Annotated in this window: 17 protein-coding genes; 8 read left to right on the plus strand and 9 right to left on the minus strand. The window is 71.5% G+C overall.

The genetic code is table 11. The annotated features are described in order from the left end of the window. Positions 1 to 58 precede the first annotated feature (58 nt). From ACFQV6_RS37375 to ACFQV6_RS37390, 4 genes are all read right to left on the minus strand, one after another. Positions 59 to 877 carry a hypothetical protein gene (locus ACFQV6_RS37375; RefSeq protein WP_378032421.1) on the minus strand — a complete coding sequence of 273 codons (819 nt, stop codon included), beginning with the start codon at positions 875 to 877 and terminating at the stop codon, positions 59 to 61. Between the two features lie 211 nt (positions 878 to 1,088). Next, positions 1,089 to 4,133 (minus strand): SNF2-related protein, encoded by a 3,045-nt coding sequence (locus ACFQV6_RS37380; protein ID WP_378032422.1) that lies wholly within the window; start codon positions 4,131 to 4,133, stop codon positions 1,089 to 1,091. Positions 4,134 to 4,263: 130 nt separating this feature from the next. After that, on the minus strand, positions 4,264 to 4,707 hold the full coding sequence (locus ACFQV6_RS37385) for a DUF5990 family protein (protein ID WP_378032423.1): 444 nt from the start codon (positions 4,705 to 4,707) through the stop codon (positions 4,264 to 4,266). A gap of 10 nt (positions 4,708 to 4,717) precedes the next feature. Then, on the minus strand, positions 4,718 to 5,560 hold the full coding sequence (locus ACFQV6_RS37390; RefSeq protein WP_378032424.1) for a PHP domain-containing protein: 843 nt from the start codon (positions 5,558 to 5,560) through the stop codon (positions 4,718 to 4,720). 78 nt (positions 5,561 to 5,638) lie between these two features. Between ACFQV6_RS37390 and ACFQV6_RS37395 the strand changes: the two genes are divergently transcribed. From ACFQV6_RS37395 to ACFQV6_RS37405, 3 genes are read left to right on the plus strand one after another with little or no spacing between them, the layout of a single operon-like run. Continuing rightward, positions 5,639 to 6,682, plus strand: a complete 1,044-nt coding sequence (locus ACFQV6_RS37395; RefSeq protein ID WP_378032425.1) for an alpha/beta hydrolase — start codon at positions 5,639 to 5,641, stop codon at positions 6,680 to 6,682. Between the two features lie 19 nt (positions 6,683 to 6,701). After that, on the plus strand, positions 6,702 to 7,940 hold the full coding sequence (locus tag ACFQV6_RS37400; RefSeq protein WP_378032426.1) for a hypothetical protein: 1,239 nt from the start codon (positions 6,702 to 6,704) through the stop codon (positions 7,938 to 7,940). A 32-nt stretch (positions 7,941 to 7,972) separates the two neighbouring features. Further along, a complete protein-coding gene (locus ACFQV6_RS37405; RefSeq protein ID WP_378032427.1) occupies positions 7,973 to 10,180 on the plus strand; it encodes a glycoside hydrolase family 9 protein in 2,208 nt (735 codons plus the stop codon). Positions 10,181 to 10,277: 97 nt separating this feature from the next. Here the strand turns inward: ACFQV6_RS37405 and ACFQV6_RS37410 are convergent, their stop codons facing one another. Then, positions 10,278 to 11,348 (minus strand): alkene reductase, encoded by a 1,071-nt coding sequence (locus ACFQV6_RS37410; RefSeq protein WP_378032428.1) that lies wholly within the window; start codon positions 11,346 to 11,348, stop codon positions 10,278 to 10,280. 203 nt (positions 11,349 to 11,551) lie between these two features. Here ACFQV6_RS37410 and ACFQV6_RS37415 point away from each other — a divergent pair, with 203 nt between their 5' ends. Continuing rightward, a complete protein-coding gene (locus ACFQV6_RS37415) occupies positions 11,552 to 11,986 on the plus strand; it encodes a MarR family winged helix-turn-helix transcriptional regulator (RefSeq protein WP_378032429.1) in 435 nt (144 codons plus the stop codon). A 58-nt stretch (positions 11,987 to 12,044) separates the two neighbouring features. Next, complete coding sequence (locus ACFQV6_RS37420; RefSeq protein ID WP_378032430.1) at positions 12,045 to 13,325, plus strand: cytochrome P450; 1,281 nt, start codon at positions 12,045 to 12,047, stop codon at positions 13,323 to 13,325. On the opposite strand, the gene ACFQV6_RS37425 is transcribed toward ACFQV6_RS37420, so the two are convergent. Then, the gene (locus ACFQV6_RS37425; protein ID WP_378032431.1) at positions 13,285 to 13,605 is read right to left on the minus strand and encodes an STAS domain-containing protein; all 321 of its coding nucleotides are present in this window, start codon (positions 13,603 to 13,605) and stop codon (positions 13,285 to 13,287) included. The genes ACFQV6_RS37420 and ACFQV6_RS37425 overlap by 41 nt on opposite strands. 274 nt (positions 13,606 to 13,879) lie before the next feature. Between ACFQV6_RS37425 and ACFQV6_RS37430 the strand changes: the two genes are divergently transcribed. Together ACFQV6_RS37430 and ACFQV6_RS37435 are read left to right on the plus strand one after the other, a co-directional pair. Then, positions 13,880 to 15,421 (plus strand): amino acid permease, encoded by a 1,542-nt coding sequence (locus ACFQV6_RS37430; RefSeq protein WP_378032432.1) that lies wholly within the window; start codon positions 13,880 to 13,882, stop codon positions 15,419 to 15,421. Continuing rightward, positions 15,418 to 16,296: a universal stress protein gene (locus ACFQV6_RS37435; RefSeq protein ID WP_378032433.1), complete on the plus strand. Its 879-nt coding sequence runs from the start codon at positions 15,418 to 15,420 to the stop codon at positions 16,294 to 16,296. The genes ACFQV6_RS37430 and ACFQV6_RS37435 overlap by 4 nt, the downstream gene beginning before the upstream one ends. Before the next feature lie 247 nt (positions 16,297 to 16,543). Here the strand turns inward: ACFQV6_RS37435 and ACFQV6_RS37440 are convergent, their stop codons facing one another. The 3 genes from ACFQV6_RS37440 to ACFQV6_RS37450 form a co-directional block, all read right to left on the minus strand. Then, positions 16,544 to 17,554 carry a serine/threonine-protein kinase gene (locus ACFQV6_RS37440; protein ID WP_378032434.1) on the minus strand — a complete coding sequence of 337 codons (1,011 nt, stop codon included), beginning with the start codon at positions 17,552 to 17,554 and terminating at the stop codon, positions 16,544 to 16,546. A gap of 276 nt (positions 17,555 to 17,830) precedes the next feature. Beyond that, the gene (locus ACFQV6_RS37445) at positions 17,831 to 18,742 is read right to left on the minus strand and encodes a hypothetical protein (protein WP_378032435.1); all 912 of its coding nucleotides are present in this window, start codon (positions 18,740 to 18,742) and stop codon (positions 17,831 to 17,833) included. Positions 18,743 to 18,809: 67 nt separating this feature from the next. Beyond that, positions 18,810 to 19,745 carry a sulfotransferase domain-containing protein gene (locus ACFQV6_RS37450; RefSeq protein ID WP_378032436.1) on the minus strand — a complete coding sequence of 312 codons (936 nt, stop codon included), beginning with the start codon at positions 19,743 to 19,745 and terminating at the stop codon, positions 18,810 to 18,812. Between the two features lie 762 nt (positions 19,746 to 20,507). On the opposite strand from ACFQV6_RS37450, the gene ACFQV6_RS37455 reads away from it, so the two are divergent. Next, positions 20,508 to 21,524, plus strand: a complete 1,017-nt coding sequence (locus ACFQV6_RS37455; RefSeq protein ID WP_378032437.1) for a glycosyltransferase family 2 protein — start codon at positions 20,508 to 20,510, stop codon at positions 21,522 to 21,524. Positions 21,525 to 21,602: the final 78 nt, after the last annotated feature.

The raw sequence follows: 21,602 nt of genomic DNA on the forward strand, positions 1-21,602 counted from the left end.
CGCCCCGCGGAGCCGCATCGCGGCGGTGAACGACGCCTCGGCGCGGCCCGCGGAGCCGTCAGACCCCCTCGTCGTCCGGCAAAGCCCGATAGGCCGGGCGCAGAACCTCATGCACAGGCTTGCCGTGATGGCTGAGCGCCGGCGGGTCCAGCTGGTCCAGAAGTGCATCCGGCCGCACCCCCGAAAAACTCTCCGTCACGGCCGGCGCCTCCGTCCCCCAGAACGCTCCGGGATCATCCGGATCCACCAGCCCGGCAAAACCTGCCCCCGCCCCGGCCCGCGCCCCCGCAGACGACGAAGACCCAGGCGACGCCGACGCCGACGCCGGCGACTGCGACTGCGACTGCGACTGCGACTGCGACTGCGACGATTGTCCGGCCATCGAGGACACCGCCGCCGACTCCCGCAACCGCCGCAGGCGCATCAGCAACTCGTCGCGTGATCGCCCGCGCCAGGTGAACACCTCGAACGGATCGGTTTCGAAGGCCCGGGCCAGCGCATAACAGGTAGCCGCGAGGTGCGCGCACGGCATCGGCCAGCGTTCGCAGGTGCAGTCCATCGCCACCTCGTCGAGCGAGAGCGGCAGCAGCGCCAGCCCCGACTCCGCGAAGACCGCCTCGATCCCCGGCGGCATCCGGCCGTCGAGCAGCCCGGCAACGTAGCGCGCCTCGGCGACCAGGGCTCTCTCGATCCGCGACCAATCCGTGGCCCCGAACGCCCGGACCGCTATCCGGGACCGGAAGGCGACCGCGTCGTCGGGGCCCCGGACGAGCGCGACGGCCAGGCTGCTGGACACGGTCAGGCTGCGCACATGCCCGGCCCGCTCGTCACGGCGGCCCCGGGCGAACGTCGGCCCCATCCGCAACGACTCGAACATCCCGAGAAACGCCAGCGCGAACTCTTCAGGCTCCGGCGCCGATCCCCCACGCGGCGCGCGAGGCGCCGCGCCCCCCGGCGGCGCGCCATGCGGCGGCGCGCCATGCGCAGCACCCCCACCCGGCGTCCCAGGCTCCGGCGCCTCACGGGGCGCGCCCGGCTCCCGTCCCCCACGCGGCGCGCGGGACTCCGGCGCCGATCCCCCACGCGGCTCAGTCAACGATCGCCTCCGGGGCCAGGGCGAGCAGGTCGCGGAGTTCCTGGGTGGACAGTGCGCTGAGCCAGCCCTCACCCGAGCCGACCACGCGTTCGGCGAGGACGCCCTTGTCGGCGACCAGTTGGTCGATGCGTTCCTCCAGGGTGCCGAGGCAGACCAGGTTGTGGACGTGCACGTCGCGGCGCTGGCCGATCCGGTAGGCGCGGTCGGAGGCCTGGGCCTCGGCGGCCGGGTTCCACCAGCGGTCGACGTGCACGACGTGGTTGGCGGCGGTCAGGTTGACCCCGGTGCCGCCGGCTTTCAACGAGAGCACGAAGATGCCGGGGCGGGTGGCCTCCTGGAACTCCGCGATCATGCGGTCGCGGGCCCCGCGGGCCGTGCCGCCGTGCAGGAAGCTCACCGGCACGCCGAAGCGGGCCGCCAGGTGAGGCTGGAGCATGCCGCCGAACCGGGCGAACTGGGTGAAGCACAGCAGGCTCTCCCCCGCACCGAGCGCGTGGTCGGCGATCTCCTCCAGGCGGTCGATCTTGCCGGACCGGCCGGGCAGCGGCGAGCCGTCCTTGAGCAGCAGCGCCGGGTGCACGCAGACCTGTTTCAGCTTGGTCATCGCGGCCAGCACGAGGCCCTTGCGCTGCTTGTCGCCGGGCTCGTCGAGACGCTGTTTCAGGTCGTCGAGGACCGCGCGGTAGAGGCTGACCTGCTCGGTCGTCATCCCGCACAGGTGCCGGGCGTGCCGCTTGACCGGGAGCTCGCCGGCGATACCCGGGTCCACCTTGGTGCGGCGCAGCAGGAACGGCCGGGTCGCCTGGCGCAGGCGGGCGGCGGCGTCCTCCTCCGCATATCTCTCGATCGGCACGGCGAAGCGCGCCCGGAACGTGTGCGCCGACGCCAGCAGGCCGGGATTGACGAAGTCGAGGATGGACCAGAGCTCGGAGAGCCGGTTCTCCACGGGCGTCCCGGTGAGGGCGATCCGGTTGCGGGCCGGGAAGCGGCGGACGGCCTTGGCGGCGCCACTGCCCGCGTTCTTGATGTGCTGCGCCTCGTCGAGCACCACCCGGTCCCACTCGATGGCGGCCAGGGCGTCGGCGTCGCGGACCGCCGTCGCATAGGTGGTCAGGACCAGGTCGGCGCCGGCGGCGAGGGCGGCCGGATCGTCACGGTCGGCGCCGTGCAGCACCCGGACGGTCAGGGACGGCGCGAACCGCTCCGTCTCACGCTGCCAGTTGCCGAGCACCGACAGCGGGCACACCAGCAGCGCGGGGCCGGCACGGTGGTGCAGCAGCAGGGTGAGCAGCTGCACGGTCTTGCCCAGCCCCATGTCGTCGGCCAGGCAGGCGCCCAGGCCGAGTGAGTCGAGGAAGGCAAGCCAGGAGAAACCCCGTTTCTGGTACGGCCGGAGCTCCGCCTTCAATCCGGCGGGCGGCTCCAGGATCTCCAGCGACTGGTCGAGCCGCCCGGTCAGCAGGTCGGCCAGCCAGCCCTCGCCGCGCGCATCGGTCACCGGCAGCGGCAACTCCTCCGGCGGCAGCAGCCGGGTCACCTTGAGCGCGTCACCGGCCGTCATCCGGCCGCCGCCACGCCGCAGGAAGTCCAGCCCGGCGGCGAGCCGCCGCTGATCGAGGAACACCCAGCGCCCCCGCAACCGGACGAGCGGCACCTTCGCCCGGGTCAGGTCGGTGAGCTCGTCGGCGGTGAGCGTGCGCCCGCCGAGCGCCAGCCCCCAGTTGTAGTCGACCATCTCCCGCAGCCCGACCGCCCGATCCCGCAGCACGGTGGAGACCGGGTCACGGCCGCGCACCTCCAGGGACAGGCCGAGGCCGGGCCGCCGCTGCCACCAGGCCGGAAGCAGCACCCCGTAGCCCGCCTCGTCGAGCAGTGCGGCGTGGCTGAGGAACCGGTGCGCACCCTCGGTGTCGAGCAGCATCTCGGCCGGGCGGGCCTCGCGCAGCGCGTCACCGAGCTCCGGATACAGCCGGGCGGCCCGGCCGAGCCCGGCGAGCAGCCGCTCCTGCGGATGGTTGGTCCACCGGCTCAGCGGCGCATAGTGATCGCGCCACACGTCGGCGGCGCTGACCAGCACGCTCGGCTCGTCGGCGGCCTGGAGCAGGAATTCGAGGCGCCAGGCGTCCTCGGGCAGCGGCACGTCGGCGGGCATCACCGGCTCGTGCTCGCGCGGGTCGCTCAGCCGGAAGCAGACGCGCACCTCGGCACCCCGAGCGGCCTGCGCGAACCAGTCGCCGAGCCGCCCGATCAGCTCGTCGGCCAGGGCGGGGGCGGCCTCGAACGCGGGCTCCCCGGTGAGCGCCGCCAGCCATCCGTAGTCGGCGAGGGTGACACCGCCCTCGGCCAGCCTGGTCCGGACGAGCCCGTCGACCAGGCGCTCCAGTGCCACGTCGGCCAGCCGGGCGGGGCCGGCCGATCCGGCGGGGCCGGCCGATCCGGCAGCGGCGGTCAGACCGGTGCCGCCCTGCTCGGCCCGGCAGGCGGGCGGCATCCGGTCCCGGAGGGCGGCGTGCCGGACCGCGTCAGCGCCGACCAGCACGGGCCGCCACCAGGCCGCCGGGCGCGGGCCGTCGATGCGCACCGCGGGCAGCACCCGCCCGCGCCGGACCAGGCTCGCGGCGAACGCACAGAGCTCGGCCAGCCAGCCCACCGACGGCGCGGCCCGGCCGTCGAACTCGGCGACCAGGTCGGCGTCGAGGAACGGCACCCGGACGGCGGGCACCAGCCAGGACCGGGCCCGGACCGCGCCACGGCGCACCGGGAGGCCGAGCTGCGGCGACGACAGCGGGCCGGCTGCCGTCGAGGGAAGCACCAGGGTGGCGGGCGGCCGCGACTCACCTGCCGGGAGCTCGCCGGCCGGGACCGCGAACGGATGCTCCCGGGCCGCACCGCGCCGCCGGTCACCAGCGCTCTCACCGGCCGGCTCGGCGTCGGACTCCGCCCACAGCGAGATCACGCCGCCGGACCCGAGGAAGCCGTGCAGCACCCGGACCCCGGCCGGGACGACCGTGCCGAGCGCGCTCACGGCGACACCCACCGGACATCCGGTGGGGCGGGCGGTCGACGGTCCTTCAGCACGCCGCCGACTCTAGGCCGCCCCTCCGACATTTTTCCGGCACCTCACCCCGGGGAATCAGCAGCGCCACACGGAAGGACGCAACGGCGGCTCACTCCAGCTCCCAGATCAGATCCGGCGGGCGCACCCGGGCACAGCGCGGCCCGCCGTCCGCCTCGGTCAGTCCGAGACGCCCGACCAGCACGCGCCCGGACCCGATCGCCTCCCGGAGCAGCGGGCCGGGGATGTCGCCGAACAGCAGCTTCGCCCGCCGGAACATCGCGAACGACTCCCCGTCGACAGCACCCCAGCTCAGATAGAGGAACCGCGCACCCGGCCGCCCGTGCACCCACGGCCCGCCGACGTCGATCAGCCCGTCCACCTCCCGGGTGCCGACCTCCAGCTCCCACACGGCACGTTCCTCGTGCACCGGCACCCGGCCGACAACTTCGCTCTTGCGCTGCACCCCGACGTGCACCCCGCCGAGCCGCAACTGCTCGGCCTGCGGTGCGCCCGGCCGCCCGGGCAGATCGTGGCCCTCGATACGAATCCGCACCAGGCCGACTCTAGGCGGTCCGCCAGAAGTCATAGGGTGAGGCGCCGGGGCGGAACCCGTACCCCTCGGCCATCGCCGCCGCCTCCCGGAAGCCGTGCCCGACCGCCTCCGGCACATGGGCGTCGCTGCCGAAACTCACTGTCTCGCCGCCCTCCTCCCGCCACCAGCCCAGGATCGTCGCGTGCAGCGGCAGCCGCGTGTTGATCTCCAGGGCGCGCCCGGCCGAGGCGGTCGCCCGCAGCGCCGCGCGGAACTCCTCCTCGAACACCGCCGGGTCGAACCGGCCCTCCCGCTCGGCCGGCCAGAACCGGACCGGGTAGTCGATGTGGGCGAGCGCCGCGAAGCTGTCGGTGGCCTCGACCAGCCGGATCACCTCGGCGAGGTACTCCCGGATCAGCTCCTTGGCGTCCCGGTGCGGGTACAGGTGCCACGGTTCGGCGAAGGCGCCGCCGTCGGGCAGGCAGTGCAGCGAGCCGAGCACCCGGTCGAACGGCCCGGCCGCCAGGATCTCCGCGAAGGTCTCGGCGTTGAGATGCGGCTGCCCCATCTCCAGACCGCTCAGGATCAGCAGGCCCGGGAACCGGGAACGGCACCGCTCGATCGCCGCGAAGTATCCGGCCACGTCGAACGGCGGCGGCGTGAAGATCGCATCCGGGCCGGACAGGGCGGTGATCCGCTCGTCGGCGTACGGGCCGTCGAGCGCGATCCGCCACGAGGAGTGGTCGAGGTGCTCGGTGAACGCGATGGCCGGCAGCCCGATGGCCAGCGCCCGCTCGCAGGTCCGCTCCATCGAGCCGTGGATCGCGTCCCAGGACCATTCGCTGTGCACATGACTGTCCGGCGGCAGCGTCATGCCGCCATCCTCGCACCGCCGCGAGCCGGGGTTCGCGCAGACCCGGCGAGCGGCCGGGCGTGGCGCTAGGGTGCGTTCATGGACGGTGCGGCCGGGGCGCGGTGGGACGGGGGCACGCTCTGTTTCCGGTACGCCGACGCGGCGCACGATCTCGCCGGGGTCCGGGTCCTGGCGTCCACCTTCCACGCCGACCTCGCCTATCAGGACCGGAACGGATCAGGCGCCGACTTCTGGGAACTGCGCCGGGAGAGCCCGCCCGTGCAGCGGGTCGAGTACCGGCTGGAGCTGATCCACCGCGACGGCACCCGCGAGACCGTCTGCGACCCGGGCAACCCGCACCGAGCCCCGGGTGGCTTCGGTGACTCGTCGGTCCTGCAGAACCCGGCCTACCAGCTGCCCGGCTGGCTGGACCGGCCCGCCGCGCCGGGCACCTGGCGGACCGCCGAGCTGCCCGTGCGTACCCTCGGCGCCACCCTCAGCACGCGCATCTGGTCCCCGGAGACACCCACCGACCGCGTCCTGATCGCCCACGACGGCCCGGACTACGACCGCTTCGGCGGCCTCGGCCGGTACACGACCGCGATGGCCGGCTCCGGCGTTCCCGCCTACCACCTGGTCCTGCTGCCCGCCGGTGACCGCCTGAACTGGTACTCGGCCGACCCCGCCTACTCCCTGGCCCTGGCCGGCGAGATCGTGCCCTGTCTGCGGGCCGAGCTCGGCGCGAACCGGGTGGTCGGCGCCGGGGCCAGTCTGGGCGCGCTGGCCATGCTGCACGCGCAGCGCCGCCACCCCGCCGGGTTCGCCGGGCTCTTCCTGCAGTCGGGCAGTTACTTCCAGCCCCGCCACGACAGCCACGAGTCCGGTTTCGAGCACTGGCTCCGGATCATCCGCTTCACCGGGCGGACGCTGAAGGCGCGCCGCGGCCCGGCCGTTCCGGCGACGCTGACCTGCGGCGCGGCGGAGGAGAACCTCGCGAACAACCGGGACATGGCGGATGCGCTCGCCGCCCAGGGGTACGCGGTGACCTTCGTGGAGAACCCCGACGCACACACGTGGGTGGGGTGGCGCGACACCCTGGACCCGCATCTGACCGGATTGCTGCAGCGAGTTTGGCCGGATTGAACTTCAAGGGGAGGCGGCCGTGGCCGACGTCGAGCACACCATCGGACTGTTGCTGGGCACCGAGGACGACTGGCCGCGCGCCTACGAGTCGTTGCTGCACCGGCTGGGCACCGTGACCGCGCCGGACGGGCGCAGTCACCGGGCCCGGTCGGAGCGTGTCACCATCGAGCCGTTCAACCTGCGGGACAAGCCGCGCCACGAGCTGGTCATCGACCGCCTGGCGCACTGGTACTACCACCCCCGCGAGTGGCTCAAGAAGATCGCGCTGATGGACGACGTGTACCTGCTGAACAGCCCGTTCACGTTCCAGTCGATGGAGAAGCACGCGGCGTACTGCGCGATGATGCGGCTCGGGCTGAAAGTGCCGGAGACCGTCCTCGTGCCGTACAAGAACCCGCTCGACAACTCCCGGTGGGCCTACACGGCAGCGCGCTACAACCGCCCGTTCGACCTGGAGGCGGCGGCCGCGTCGGTGGGTTACCCGCTCTACATGAAGCCGTACGACGGCGGTGCCTGGGTCGGTGTCTCCCGGATCCGCAACGAGCAGGAGCTGCACTCGGCCTACGACACGTCGGGTGAGCGGCTGATGCATCTGCAGGCATCGGTCGAGGGATATGACGTCTTCGCCAGATCGCTGAGCATCGGCCCGGAGACGATGGTGATGAAGTTCCTCCCGGACCAGCCCATGCACGCCCGGTACGAGGTCGACCACAACTTCCTGTCGGCGGAGGCCGGCGACGAGGTGGTGACCGTGTCCCGCCTGGTCAACGCGTTCTTCCGGTGGGAGTTCAACTCGTGCGAGTCGCTGGTCCGGGGCACCGACGTGCACCCGATCGACTACGCGAACGCCTGCCCGGACGTGGCCCTGACCTCCCTGCACTACTACTTCCCGTGGGCGATGTCCGCGCTGCTGCGCTGGACCGTGTACTGCGTGGTCACCGGCCGTAAGGCGCGGCTGGACACCGACACCGCCGAGTACTTCGCGATCGCCGACGAGCCTGGCATCTCGTACGCCGAGAAGCTCGCCGGTTATCGCAAGCTCGCCGACGACTACTTCGAGGTGGACCGCTACCAGGAGTTCTGCGCGAAGCACCTGGGCAACGTCGACGAGATCGTCTACGACTGGGTGAACTCCGACGAGTTCCAGTCGCTGCTGCGCGAAACGGTCCGGGCGATGTACCCGGTGCACGAGCACGAGAAGTTCCTGGCCCACTTCGGCGGGCTGATCGACGCGTGGATCCGGGACCAGGGGCGTTGACGGGGAAACAAACCTGCAATAAACATGTGTCCATGTCTCTATGGGAGCGCTCCCGTTTCATCGGCCTCGCGGCCGTACTACTGACCCTCGGTGCCGCCGCACCAGCACAGGCCGACGAGGCCGAGCAGGTCGTCAACGGTGGCTTCGACACCACCGCCGACCCGTTCTGGACCAACGCCGGCATGACGATCGACATCACTGACGGACGCGCCTGCGTCGACGTGCCCGGCGGGACCACCAACCGCTGGGACGCCGCGGTCGGGCAGAACGACATCGACCTGGTAGCCGGCGAGACCTACCGGTTCAGCTTCGACGCCGGCGGCGACGCCGGGCACGTCGTCCGGGCCATCACGGGTCTGGCCGTCGACCCTTACGACACCTACTTCGAGCAGTCGCCGATCCTGGGCGACACGCAGCACTACGAGTACACGTTCACCGCGAGCACCTCCACCGCGCAGGGGCAGGTCGCCTTCCAGATCGGCGGCAGCGCCGACCCGTGGCGTTTCTGCGTGGACAACGTCTCCCTCGTCGGCGGCGTCCCGCCCGAGGTCTACCAGCCTGACACCGGCCCCAGGGTCCGGGTCAACCAGGTGGCCTACGTCAAGGACGGCCCGAAGGCCGCCACCCTGGTCACCACGGCCACGACCGCGCTGCCCTGGGAGCTTCGCGACACCACCGGCAAGGTTCTGCGCAAGGGCAGGACCACACCGCGTGGCGTCGACGTCTCCTCCGGGCAGAACGTCCACACCATCGACTTCGGCACCTACACCCGCAACGGGACGGGACTCACCCTGAGCGCGGACGGCGAGACGTCACGGCCGTTCGACATCGGCGGGGAGGCGTACGAGAAACTGCGCACCGACGCCCTGAAGCTCTACTACACCCAGCGCTCCGGCATCGAGATCCGCGACGACCTTCGCCCCGGGTACGCCCGCCCGGCCGGCCACGTCGACGTCGCCCCGAACCAGGGTGACGGCAGCGTCCCGTGCCAGCCCGGCGTCTGCGACTACCGGCTCGACGTGCGCGGCGGCTGGTACGACGCCGGCGACCACGGCAAGTACGTCGTCAACGGCGGCATCTCGGTCTGGGGCCTGCTCAGCGAGTACGAGCAGAACCGCGGCACCCGCAAGCTCGGCCTGACCATCCCGGAGAGCGGCGACCGCACCCCGGACATTCTGAACGAGGCGCGCTGGGAGCTCGACTTCCTGCTCAGCATGCAGGCTCCGGCGGGTAGCCCGTACGCCGGAATGGTCCATCACAAGATCCACGACGCGGCCTGGACCGGCCTTCCCCTGCTGCCCCACCTGGACCCGCAGCCGCGCGAGCTGCACCCGGTCTCCACCGCCGCGACCCTGAACGTGGCCGCGACAGCGGCGCAGGCCGCGCGCGTCTACAAGCCCTTCGACGCGGCCTTCGCGCAACGTTCGCTGGCTGCCGCGCGCATCGCTTACGAGGCGGCAAAGGCCAATCCTGACCGGTACGCCCCGGAGTCCGACGGTGTCGGAGGCGGCGCCTACAACGACACGAAGGTGACCGACGAGTTCTACTGGGCCGCCGCCGAGCTGTTCCTGACCACCGGCGAGAAGAAGTACGCGAACGACCTGATCGCCTCCCCGGAGCACACCGCCGACGTGTTCGGCCCGGTCGCCTTCGACTGGGCGTCCACCGCCGCCGCCGCCAAGATCGACCTCGCCCTGGTGCCGAACCGGCTCCCCGGGCTCCCGGCGGTCAAGGCCCAGGTGATCCGCGGCGCCGACAAGTACCTGGCGATCCAGCGCGCGCACCCCTACGGCGTGGGTTACGCGCCCGCCGAGAACCGGTGGGACTGGGGCTCGGCCAGCATCATCGCGAACAACCTCGTGGTGATCGCCGCCGGTCACAAGCTGACCGGCCGTGACAAGTTCCGCGACGGCGTGCTGACCGGCCTCGACTGGTTCTTCGGCCGCAACGCGCTGAACATCTCCTACGTCACCGGCTACGGCGAGGTCAGCGCCCAGAACCAGCACAGCCGCTGGTACGCCGCCCAGCTCGACCCGTCCCTGCCGCACCCGCCGGCCGGCACGCTCGCCGGCGGGCCGAACTCGTCCATCCAGGACCCGCTCGCCCAGCAGAAGCTGACCGGGTGCACCGGCCAGTTCTGCTACATCGACGACATCCAGTCCTGGTCGACCAACGAACTGACGATCAACTGGAACGCCGCGATCGCGTGGGTCAGCGCCTACGTGGCCGAGGTCAGCTGACGTCTCAGCCGAGAAGCGGGGGCCGGGCACCTACCCGGCCCCCGCTGCCGTTTCCGTCCCGGTGTCTCCGGCCGGCCTGCCGTTTCCGGCTCGCGTCTCAGGCGGTCAGTGCCGGATAGTCGGTGTAACCGCGGTGGTCGCCGCCGAACGCCGTGCTCAGATCGGGCGCGTTGAACGGCCCACCGGCCGTCAGGCGCGCGGGCAGGTCCGGGTTGGCCAGGAACGCCGCGCCGAAGGTGATCACGTCAGCCGTGCCGTCCTCGACCAGGCCGAGGGCCTCGTGCCCGGTGCGCTCGGGATGGGTGTGCGGGTTGAGCAGGAACGCCGACGGCCAGGCCGCCCGCAGCCGCCGGGTGAGCTCCCGGTCCGGGCTCTCCACCAGGTGCAGGTACGCCAGCCCGAGCGGGGCCAGGCCGGCGACCAGAGAGAGGTACAGCTCCTCCACGTTCTCCTCGGCGATGCCGTTGTACGGGTTGCCCGGCGAGATCCGGAAGCCGAGCCGGTCACCGCCGATCGCCTCGGCCACGGCGGCGGCCACCGCGACCCCGAAACGGATCCGGCCCTCGATCGAGCCGCCCCAGCCGTCGGTGCGCAGGTTGACGTTGGCGGAGAGGAACTGGTGCACCAGGTAGCCGTTGGCGCCGTGGATCTCCACGCCGTCGAACCCGGCGTCGACGGCGTTGCGGGCGGCGCCGGCGAAGTCGGCGATCGTCCGCACGATCTCCTCCTCCGACAGCGCCTTCGGTACGACGAAGTCGAGCATGCCGTCACCGGTGTAGAGCTGCCCTGGCGCCCGGACCGGGGACGGCGCGACCGGGATGAGGCCGTCCGGCAGCAGGCTGGGGTGGCCGATCCGGCCGGCGTGCATGAGCTGCGCGAAGATCACGCCGCCCTCGGCGTGCACCGCGTCGGTAACCTTCCGCCAGGCGGCCACCTGCTCGGCGGAGTGCAGGCCGGGCGTGTTCGTGTAGCCCTGCCCGCCCACGGACGGCTGGGTGCCCTCGGTGATGATCAGCCCCGCACCGGCCCGCTGCGCGTAGTACGTCGCCGTCAGGTCGGTGGGCGTCGCACCCGGACCGTAGGCGCGGCTGCGTGTCATCGGGGCCATCGCGATGCGGTTCGACAGCTTGGTGCCGCTCATCTCGTACGAATCAAAAGCATGCGCCATGACAGGTGGTCCTTCCTCAAGTTGCGCGGGGTCATCTTGTTGACGCAGGTCAGGATCCTGGCGCCGGCCCGGATACCGACCCTCATTCACTACCTCCGGGATAGAAGTTCGCGCCGCGAACCAAGTCGTTGCCAAACTAGTTCGCGGCGCGAACTTTGGCAAGTTATGCTGGTGGGAGCGCTGACTGAAGGGACGGCCCGGCTGTGAAGCACGACCAGAGTCTCGGATCACAGCTGGTCGGCCTCTCCGTACTCGTGCAGCGACGGCACGCCCAGATCTGCGCCGACCACTGCCTCACCCCGGCCCAGGCGCAGCTGCTGTGCATGCTCAAGGACCAGCCGCGGGGCATGTCCGAGCTGGCCGGTCTGCTGGGGCTGGCGAAACCGGGGCTCAGCGGCCTGGTGGACCGGATCGAGCGGCGGGGACTGGTTCGCCGCGAGACCCCCGAGCACGATCGGCGCGCGGTCATGCTGCACACGACGCCGCTGGGCAAGGAGACCGTCGACGCCCTCTGGGCCGACGTCGGCGCGAGCCTCCCCGACATTCTGGACGTCCTGCCCGCTGAGGATCGCGTCCATTTCGAGCGGATGGTCACGGCGATCATCACCGGGCCCGGCGCGTGCGGGGGCGGCTGTTGACGGCGGTTGTCGCTTAGGCTGGGCTCCTCGGTTCCTCGTGCCTTCCTGAGGAGGTCCGGTGGGTGCTCTGCGATTCGCTGCGACGCTGTACGGCCGGCAGCTGGACACCGCCTACCACGGTTACGTGCGGCGCGACCCGATGGCCATGCTGCGGCTGGCGCCCGGCCGCGAGAATCCGTACCGGATCTACGAACAGATCCGCGCCGGCGGGGACCTGGTCCTCACCCGCCTCGGCAACTACGTGACGGCGAGCCATCCACTCTGCAACACCGTGCTGCGCGACCGTCGTTTCGGCGTGCGCGCTGCCGAGCTCACCGGGCGGGCCGTCCCCGACCAGCAGGTCGACATGTCCTTCCTGGACAAGGATCCGCCCGACCACACCCGGCTGCGCCGCCTCGCCCAGCCGGCCTTCAGCCCCCGGCAGATGACCGGCTACCGCACCCGGATCGAGCAGCGGGTCGGCGAGCTGCTCGGCAGCGCCGCGACCGCCGGAGAGTTCGACCTGGTCAGCGCCTTCGCCGCCCCGCTGCCGATCGCGGTGATCACCGACCTGCTCGGCGTTCCCGACGCTGACGCCGCCCGGTTCTCCCGGCACGGCGCCACCATCGGCAGCGCCCTCGACGGGATCCGCTCGCTGCGCCACGGTGTCCGGGTCAAGGCCGCCGCCGACGAACTCGACGACATCTTCGCCAAGCTCTTCGTGCTGCGCCGCACCGAACCCGCCGACGACCTGGTCAGCCGCATCCTGGCCGCCGAGGGCGACCAGATCCGGCCGTCCGAGCTGCTGCCCCTGTGCCGCCTGCTGCTGGTGGCCGGCTTCGAGACCACCGTCAACCTGATCGGCAACGCCGTCAACGCGCTGCTCGACCACCCCGAGCAGTGGGACGCTCTCTGCGCCGACCCGGCCGGGCTGGCCGAGGCGGCCATCGAGGAGACGTTGCGCTGGGATCCGCCGGTCCAGCGCACCGCGCGGTGCGCGGCCGAAGAAGTCACCATCGCCGGGCGTACGGTGCGCCGAGGACAATTCGTGATGACGCTGCTCGCCGGCGCCAACCGGGACCCGGCTGTCTACCCGGACCCGGACCGCTTCGACATCCACCGCACCTCCGGCGTGGACCATCTCGCCTTCTCCAGCGGCATCCACTACTGCGTCGGCGCACCGCTGGCCCGCCTCGAAGCCGTCATCGCCCTGCGGACCCTCGCCGAGCGGATGCCCGGACTGTCCCGTGCGGGCGCGGTGCGGCGCCGCAACTCCGGTGTCATCCGGGGACCCATCCACCTGCCCGTCCGGGCATCTCTCAGCCGCGCGCCCCGAGACCCAGCCCGAACAGCTCGGTGAGCCCGACCACCCGCAGCTGCCGGTGCACGAACTCGCTCGGGTTGCGCACCGTGAACCGGGTACCGATGTCACGGGCGGCCTGGTGCGCGACGACCAGGCCACCGATACCGGTCGAATCCATGAACGTGACGAACGTCAGGTCGACGACCATCTGCCGCGGGCGGTCACACTGAAGGGTTCCGAGCAGCGAGATCCGCACCCGGTCGACGGTGGACGCGTCGAGGCTGCCCCGCACCTCGACGACTATCGCGCCGTCCGCCTGGCGCCGCGTGGTCGTCACGGCCTCACCCATCACAACCTCCGAGCCGGCTGACTGCCGCTTCGCCCGCCGCCCAACGCCGCGAACACCTCGCAGGCTGCCTCCCGCTTCACCGACAACGGCGCACAACGCGTACGCCAACGGGGTTTTCGCGTCTCTGACCCACGGAATCGCCGGTGCGGCAACTCGGGTGAGCGGTTTCTGCGTATCGCGCTGATCGTCTTGCGAGGGTCCCGCGAACTCGGCCACGGTGTCAGAACGGCGGCGACGCCGCCGCTGAGGGGGGAGGCGCACCATGGCCGGATCCGGACAGCGGGCGGGGATCTTCGCGATCCGCGACGTCGGAACGCTGATCACCGAGACCAGCGAGCAGGGCACCGCACTCAAACGCGCGGTCAGCGCCACCCAGCTCACCGCCATGGGCGTCGGCGCGATCATCGGCACCGGCATCTTCGTGGTGATCGGCAAGGGCTCGGCCCTCGCCGGGCCCGCGGTCATCCTGTCGTTCATCCTGGCGGCCGTGGCGTGCGCGTTCTCCGCACTGTCCTATGCCGAGCTGGCGTCCTCGATCCCGGTCTCCGGCAGCGCCTACACCTACGCCTACGCCACCCTCGGCGAACTCGTCGCCTGGATCATCGGCTGGGACCTGATCCTGGAGTACGGCGTGTCGGTCGCCGCCATCGCGGTCGGCTGGGGCGGCAACCTCAACGCGTTCCTCGACTCGGCGTTCGGCGTAGCGCTCCCCGACGCCATAGCCAAGTCCCCCGAGAACGGCGGCGTCTTCAACCTCCCGGCCGTCTTCATCGTCCTGGCGATCACCTTCCTGCTGGTCCGCGGCGTGACCGAGAGCGCCCGCGCCAACCTGATCATGGTCGTGATCAAGCTGGCCGTCCTCATCTTCTTCATCGTCGTGGCCTTCGCGAACTTCAGCACCGGCAACTTCACCCCCTTCGCCCCCGCCGGCGTCGACGGTGTCACCTCAGCGGCGGCGATCATCTTCTTCGCGTACATCGGGTTCGACGCCGTCTCCACCGGCAGCGAGGAAGCCCGCAACCCCGCCAAGGACCTGCCCGTGGCCATCCTCGGCTCGCTGGTGCTCTGCACGATCTTCTACGTGCTCACCGTGACCGGGGCCATCGGCATCGCCACCCCGGAACAGATGGCCGGCAGCGACGCACCCCTCGCCGCCGCCCTCGACCAAGGCGCCGGCATGAGCTGGGCGGCCGCGATCCTCGCCCTCGGCGCGGTGGTCGCCATCACCAGCGTGGTCCTGGTCATCTTCTACGGCCAGACCCGCATCTTCTTCGCCATGTGCCGCGACGGCCTCCTGCCGCGCCGCCTGGCCACCGTCAACCAGCGGTACGGCACCCCCGCCCGCCTCACCATCGGCCTGGGCGTTCTGATCGCCATCCTCGCGGCCCTGGTTCCCCTCGGCACCATCGTCGAACTCGTCAACATCGGCACCCTCTTCGCCTTCGTCCTGGTCAACATCGGCGTCATCGTGCTCCGCCGCACCCGCCCCGACATGCCCCGCCCCTACCGCGTGCCGTGGTCCCCGCTCCTGCCCATCATCGGCATCCTCTTCGCCGTCTACCTGATGACCGACCTCCCGTTCGACACCTGGATCCGCTTCGTGGCCTGGCTCGCCGCCGGCCTGCTCATCTACGCCCTCTACGGCTACCGCCACTCCCGCCTCCGCCAGGCCGCCTCCACCCCCACCGGCCCCGGCACTCCCGGCAACTCCCCCGGCGCCTCGTCGCCCGGCGGGCCGGGTGGCTCGCCCGGTGGACCTGGCGACGGTGGTCCGGAAGCTCCGCGCAAAGGTCCCCTCTCATGACCGCGCCCACCGGTGGACCGGTCATCGTCGGCGCCGACAGCAGCGCGGCCTCCGCCGACGCGCTCGCCCTGGGCCGCTGGGCGGCGCAGACCCTCGACCTACCGCTGATCGTGGCGGTGGTGCGCCCGGCTCCCTCCGCCATCGGTTCCGGCCGCGTCGACGCCGAATGGACCGCCGACCGTCACCGCGCCGCCGAAGCGGTCCTGGCCACCGCCCGCGACACCCTCGGCGACCCGCCCGGCGTCGAGTACCGGGTCGTCGCCTCGACCTCCGCCGCCCACGGCCTGCACGACCTGGCCGAACACGAGAACGCCGCCCTCCTCGTTGTCGGCTCCCGCTCGACCGGCCCCGCCGCGCGCCTCTTCGCCGGAAGCACCGCCGAGCGCCTCCTCTCCGGCAGCGTCTGCCCCGTAGCCGTCGCCCCGGCCGGCCTACCCCAGCCACCCGGCGCGCTGGGCCGGATCGGCGTCGCCTACGTGGACACCCCGGACGGCCGCGCCGCCCTGACCGAGGCCGCCCGCCTCGCCCGCCGCACCGGCTCCCCCCTTCTCCTGGTCACCGTCGTCGCCCGTGGCGACGCTGCGGTACCTTTCCTGCTCGGCGACGACGCCGAACGCGCGTTCCTCGACACCGCCCGCGAAACCTACGAGGACGCCCTCCGCAAGGCCGCCGAATCCGTCCCGGGCGTCACCGTCAACTGGGAACTCCGCTCCGGCGACGTGGTCGAGACCCTCGCCGACCTGGCCGAGGTGGACGTCCTCTTCTGCGGCTCCCGCGGCTACGGCCCCGCCCGCCGGGTCCTCCTCGGTGGCGTCTCCGCCCGTCTGCTCCGCCGCGCCTGCCGTCCCCTCGTCGTGGTCCCCCGCGCGCCCTGACCCCGCCTCCTCACCCCGTTCCAGCCCCTCCTCCGTCGTCCCGGCACCCATCGTCCACCCGGCGGCTGGGTGCTGAGCGGCCCTCGCCGCCCCGACGGGGCAGCCAGCGCACACGCAACGCGAACGAGCGCTTCTACTCCCGCCATAGGCCCCGGCGCACACGCAAGTCCAATGTGTGCGCCTGTCCCGCCACGGCACGGGGTGACGCGGGGAAGGAGGGGCGCGGTAGGCGTACAGATGAAAGGGTTCATTGGGCCCGGTGACGGCCCGCCCGATCACGCGACTGGACCGGCAGCACACCCGCGGGCAACGCCTCGACCGGCAACGCGGCAGCCGCCGGAGCAGCAGTGGTGGGCGCGCTCGCAGCCCGCTCATCCCACGGCGACACCGCCGGCGAACGCGGCACATCAGGTCCGAACTCACGAAGCGGCACATACACACGAGCATCGACCGCTTCAGCCAGCAGAAGGGCTGCGACAAGCGACGTAGGCCGGTCCTCAGGATCCTTGGCCAGGCACCGCGAGCAGAGGTCGAGCACCTCAGGGGGCAGCCCGTCGATGTGCGGCAGCGGCTCCGGATCGTGGAATCGCTCGAGCAGCACCAGCTCGGTGTTCGTGCGGGCACTCCACGGCAGGCGGCCGGAGAGGCAGTGATACAGCAGCGTGCCCAGCGCGAACATGTCCGTGGCCGGGGTGGCCGGCATGCCTTCGAAGCGTTCCGGGGCGATGTAGGCGGGGGTGCCCATCACCGGGCCGTCCGGGTCGGGGTCGTTGGAGCCCGCCGCGGCCGCGATGCCGAAGTCGAGGACCTTGGCGCCGGCGGGCGTGAGCATGATGTTGGCCGGCTTGATGTCGCGGTGCACGACGTGCTCGGCGTGGGCCGCGGCGAGTGCGGCGGCGACCTCGGCGCAGATGCGCACGCCGATGCGCCAGTCCAGCGGGCCCGCGGCCAGGTGTTCGCTCAGGGTCTGGCCCTCGACGAGTTCCATGACGATGTACGGGACCTCGCGATCGGGCCCGGGTGAGGTGCCGAAGTCGTGGACGCCGGCGACGTTGGGGTGGGCGAGCCGGGCGGCCGAGCGCGCCTCGGAGCGGACCAGTTCGACACCGACCTCGCCGAGGGTGCCTTCGACGGCCGGAGTCATGATCTTCACGGCGACCGGGCGGTCGAGGACGCGGTCGTGCCCGCGCCAGACCTCGGACATGCCGCCGAGTCCGATGCGGTTCACGAGTTGATACCGCCCGCCCAGTGTCCGCACGTGCCCTCCTCCGCCGCTCGGTGCGGCTCACGGAGAGCCGTTACCCAGGGCACCGATCCACAAACGCGACCGCGGGCGGACCACGCCCCCAACGGGTATGGACAGGACGCGCCGGAATGCGGTGATGACCGGGTTGGAACAGCGCAGGAGAAAGCACTGAGAAATGGAGGAGTGGCTATTCCTGAAATGGTGCCGCGCGGGCGGAAAGGGGACGCCCGGCGCACAAAGAATCGCGGCGGCACCCGGAAAGGGCGCCGCCGCGACGGTTACGCTCGGTCAGGCCAGCTCGCTGCGGAGGTCGTGGGCGCCGTCCGCCCGGGTCGCCTCGTAGTAGAGCCGCTGCCGGCCGTCGGGAAGCTCGGCCAGGCTCAGGTACCGCAGCCCGTTCGGGGAGTGCGGGCTGCCGATCGGCTCCCGGTCCTCCGCGGTGAGCTCGCCGAAGGTGCCGTCCGGGAGGCGCACGCCGCGGGCCACTCCGGTGCGCTCCTCCCAGTTCTCCCCGGCCGTCGCCCGGCCGTCGTAGGAGGCGGTGATCGAGTCGCCGTCGACCCGGATCGAGGAGACCCGCACGCCGCGGGCGTCCCACCGGCCGGGGCGGCCGGCCAGCGCGGTCCGCTGCCAGGTCCACTCCACACCGTCGGGGCTGGTCGCGTACTGCGTGGTCATCCGGTCGGCGTCGTCCCAGCTCTCGAGCGGGTGGACGGACGCCCACAGGTGCCAGCCGTACTCGTCGTGGTGCAGCACCGGATCCTTGACGGCGGCCGTCTCGTCACCGGCGAGCACGGTCCGGGCCGGCGCGGTGGCCAGCTCCTCCGGGGTCTCGGCCTCGAGCAGGTCGACCCGCCAGTGCTTGGTACCGGGGGTGGCGGCGCTGACGTAGAGCCGCCAGCGTCCCTCGGGGGTGCGCACCAGCGCGGGCCGTTCGAGCGACTCGGCGCCGAACTGGTCCTTGCCCACCTCGGCGACGATCTCGAAGGTCAGGCCGTCGGCGGAGCGGGCCACGACGTTGGCGATGCCGCGGCCGGCGCCGATCGGCAGGCGCAGGCGGTAGGCGAGGTAGACGTAGCCTCCCGCCACCACCGTGCTGGGCGCGCCGGACCAGGCTCCGGGTTCGGTGCCGGGCGGCTCCACCACCACGGTGGACTCTTCCCAGTTCGGCAGTGGCAGTGCCGTGATTCCAGTGGTCAAGGCGGCTCCCCGGGGGTTACGGCGACGGAACCCGTCAAGTTTGCATGATCTATCGGGATTAGGGGCTTTACCGGACCCTGGCGTGTCGGTCCAGGCTCAGCCAGTCGTCGTACGACTCGCCCGTGACCTCCTGGAGCAGGGCGATGTCGTCGGCGAAGTACGGCAGGAGGGCGGCCCGCTCCGCCGGCGTGGTCACCGGACGGTTGCCCTCCTTGCGGTGCAGCAGGGTGAGCAGCGGCCCCCGGGCGGCGAGCCGCAGCGGGACCGGGAAGCGGTGCCCGATGGTGCCACCGGCGCGCAGCATGCCACGCAGCACCCGGTTGACCGCGTTGTCCTCGACGAAGTGCCGGTTCACGTTCTCCCTCGGGATCGAGGTGAGCACACCGGTGCGGACGCCCAGGAAGGAGCAGACCCGGTCGAGGGTCTCGGCCGGTGCGTCCTTGAGGTCGCGGTAGCGTAGCAGGAGTACCTGGTCACGGGCGAAACGCTGATAGAGGTGCTCGAGCTGGGCGCCGTAGAGCCCGAGGCTGACGTAGTGCCAGAAATCGGCCCAGCCTTCGGCCTTGCGCCTCTCCTCGGCCTCGCAGGCGGCCAGGAATTCGGCCTCCTCCTCGAGGCCCGCCACCCACAGGTGGGTCCAGTTGGAGTGCGCCCGGTCCACCGGGTCACGCAGCAGGATGATCATCTTGACGTCCGGGACCAGCGCCCGGATACGGTCGTGCGCCGGCAGGTCGTAGAGGTAGAACGGCGTTGCCTCACCGCGCAGGGTGCCCGGCGGCGCGGGCTCGAAGAGCGCCTCGTAATCCTCCCGGCGCCAGACGTGCTCCTGGTAGGTCTGCACGTCACCGGGGCCCCCGGCGGTGGGCGGCGGCCCGCCGGTGAGGAAGAACTTCGGCTCCTTCACCGCCGGTAGGAAGAGCTGCGGATGCCCTGCCAGGGCGGCGTGCAGCGCCGTGGTGCCGGCCTTGGGGACGCCGGCGATCAGGAAGTCGGGCAGAGGCATGGTCCCCCCTCGGGTACGGCAATGGAGAGTTAGCCTACAGATCCAATAGGATTTAGCAGCCCTCAGCCCACATGCCGGACGTCACCGTTACCCCGGATCCCGCCCCGGAAACCGGAACCGCGCGCCTCAGCTACCACCGAGGAGCCGGCGCCACCAGCCCCCTGCCCTGCGGAAACGCGGGCACGCGGCGCCCTCGCACAGCGAGCACTCGGTGCCACCCCGGTAGTGCTCGTGCGCCCGGCGCGGATGGCCACAGACGCACTGCTCTTCACTCGTACCCACGTGCGTGAGGGTAGTCAGCCGCGCAATACCGTCCGCACTTGAACTCTGCGTGACGCCCCGACTCCGCAGAACACAGTCCGTAATGCCCACCTCGCCCCGGTATCTCATGATCGATCACCGGCTCGGTCATTCGCCATGATCTCTACCAGCTGGTCCCCCGAGTTGATCGGTGACCGTTACGCTACGTAGTTGCTGTGGCCTTCGTCGCCCTGTTGATCGGCAATTGCCGACCGAAAGGCTTACCAATCCCCGCGCGAATAGGCAGGTTTGATGCGGCTGTGACCTGAACCTTCCGCCGGCACTGTTGACGCTGCGTAATCCATTGCTAGTTTGTTGCTCTGAAGCGAGCGGCCGTGCGATCCCTCCCCGGAATTCGCGTCACGAGTCGCATTGCCGCCCCCGGAAGGGACCGACATGGAGCTTTCGCACGTGAATTCAGGCACCGACAGTCACCGCGAGCACTCACCGACCGTGAGCGTCGTGATCCCCACGCTGAACGAGGAGCGGAACCTGCCGCACGTCTTCGCGAAGCTCCCGTCGACGATCGACGAGGTGATCATCGTCGATGGCGGGTCGGTGGACCGCACCGTGGAGGTGGCGCGTCAACTGCGTCCGGACGCGGTGATCGTGCAGCAGACCCGGATCGGCAAGGGCAACGCTCTGGCCTGCGGCTTCGCCGCCTGCACCGGCGACATCATCGTCATGATCGACGCCGACGGCTCGACCGACCCGGCCGAGATCCCGCTCTTCGTGAACAAGCTGATCAACGGTGACCACTTCGTGAAGGGGTCCCGGTTCAGCCACGGCGGGCACAGCCACGACATCACCAAGCTGCGCAAGCTGGGCAACGACGGGCTCAACATGGTGGTGAACGTGCTGTTCCGTACGCACTTCACCGACCTGTGCTACGGATACAACGCCTTCTGGCGCTCGGTCGTGCCGGCCCTCGACCTGCCCGACATCAGGCTTCCCCGGCCCGCCGACGGCAGCAAGCTGTGGGGTGACGGCTTCGAGATCGAAACGATGATCAACATCCGCGCGGTGGCGGAGAAGCTGAAGGTCGGCGAGGTCGGCAGCACCGAGCACGAGCGCATCTTCGGCGAGAGCAACCTGAACACCTTCCGCGACGGTTTCCGGGTGCTCCGGACGATCTTCAGCGAGTTCGGCCGGATGCGTGGCCGGCGCCGCGCCCGGATCGCCCCGTTCGTGGAGGGCCTGAAGGTCCCGGCCGCACCGGCTCCGCGGGCTGCCGAGGCGCACAACCTCCAGCAGGCCGTCAACGCGCCGGCCGGTCCCGGCCCGGCCGGCTCCCGCCACCCGGCGGACGTGCGGCGCGACCTGACCAAGGTCCGCACCACCCCGGCCGCCCGCGACGACCTCGGCGTCCGGCCGACCCAGGACCTGCGTGCCCTGCGGGCGCGGGCGATGGACGACATCGGCGCCCTGCCCACCCAGGACATCAACAAGCTGCGCAGCCGAGCCTCCTTCGACGACTGACCCTCGTCAGCCCCGGCCAGGGCCGGATTCCCGAGAACGACGGCCCGGCCGGACCGCGGCGTCCAGGGCCCAGCCGGG

This window comes from Actinoplanes sp. GCM10030250 (assembly GCF_042666575.1).
Classification (GTDB): Bacteria; Actinomycetota; Actinomycetes; order Mycobacteriales; family Micromonosporaceae; genus Actinoplanes.

Coding starts and splice junctions, on each gene's coding strand:
- ACFQV6_RS37375 (WP_378032421.1), bottom strand. CDS start 877: ATGTTCGAGTCGTTGCGGATGGGGCCGACGTTCGCCCGGGGCCGCCGT.
- ACFQV6_RS37390 (WP_378032424.1), bottom strand. CDS start 5,560: ATGACGCTGCCGCCGGACAGTCATGTGCACAGCGAATGGTCCTGGGAC.
- ACFQV6_RS37395 (WP_378032425.1), top strand. CDS start 5,639: ATGGACGGTGCGGCCGGGGCGCGGTGGGACGGGGGCACGCTCTGTTTC.
- ACFQV6_RS37405 (WP_378032427.1), top strand. CDS start 7,973: ATGTCTCTATGGGAGCGCTCCCGTTTCATCGGCCTCGCGGCCGTACTA.
- ACFQV6_RS37410 (WP_378032428.1), bottom strand. CDS start 11,348: ATGGCGCATGCTTTTGATTCGTACGAGATGAGCGGCACCAAGCTGTCG.
- ACFQV6_RS37430 (WP_378032432.1), top strand. CDS start 13,880: ATGGCCGGATCCGGACAGCGGGCGGGGATCTTCGCGATCCGCGACGTC.
- ACFQV6_RS37435 (WP_378032433.1), top strand. CDS start 15,418: ATGACCGCGCCCACCGGTGGACCGGTCATCGTCGGCGCCGACAGCAGC.
- ACFQV6_RS37450 (WP_378032436.1), bottom strand. CDS start 19,745: ATGCCTCTGCCCGACTTCCTGATCGCCGGCGTCCCCAAGGCCGGCACC.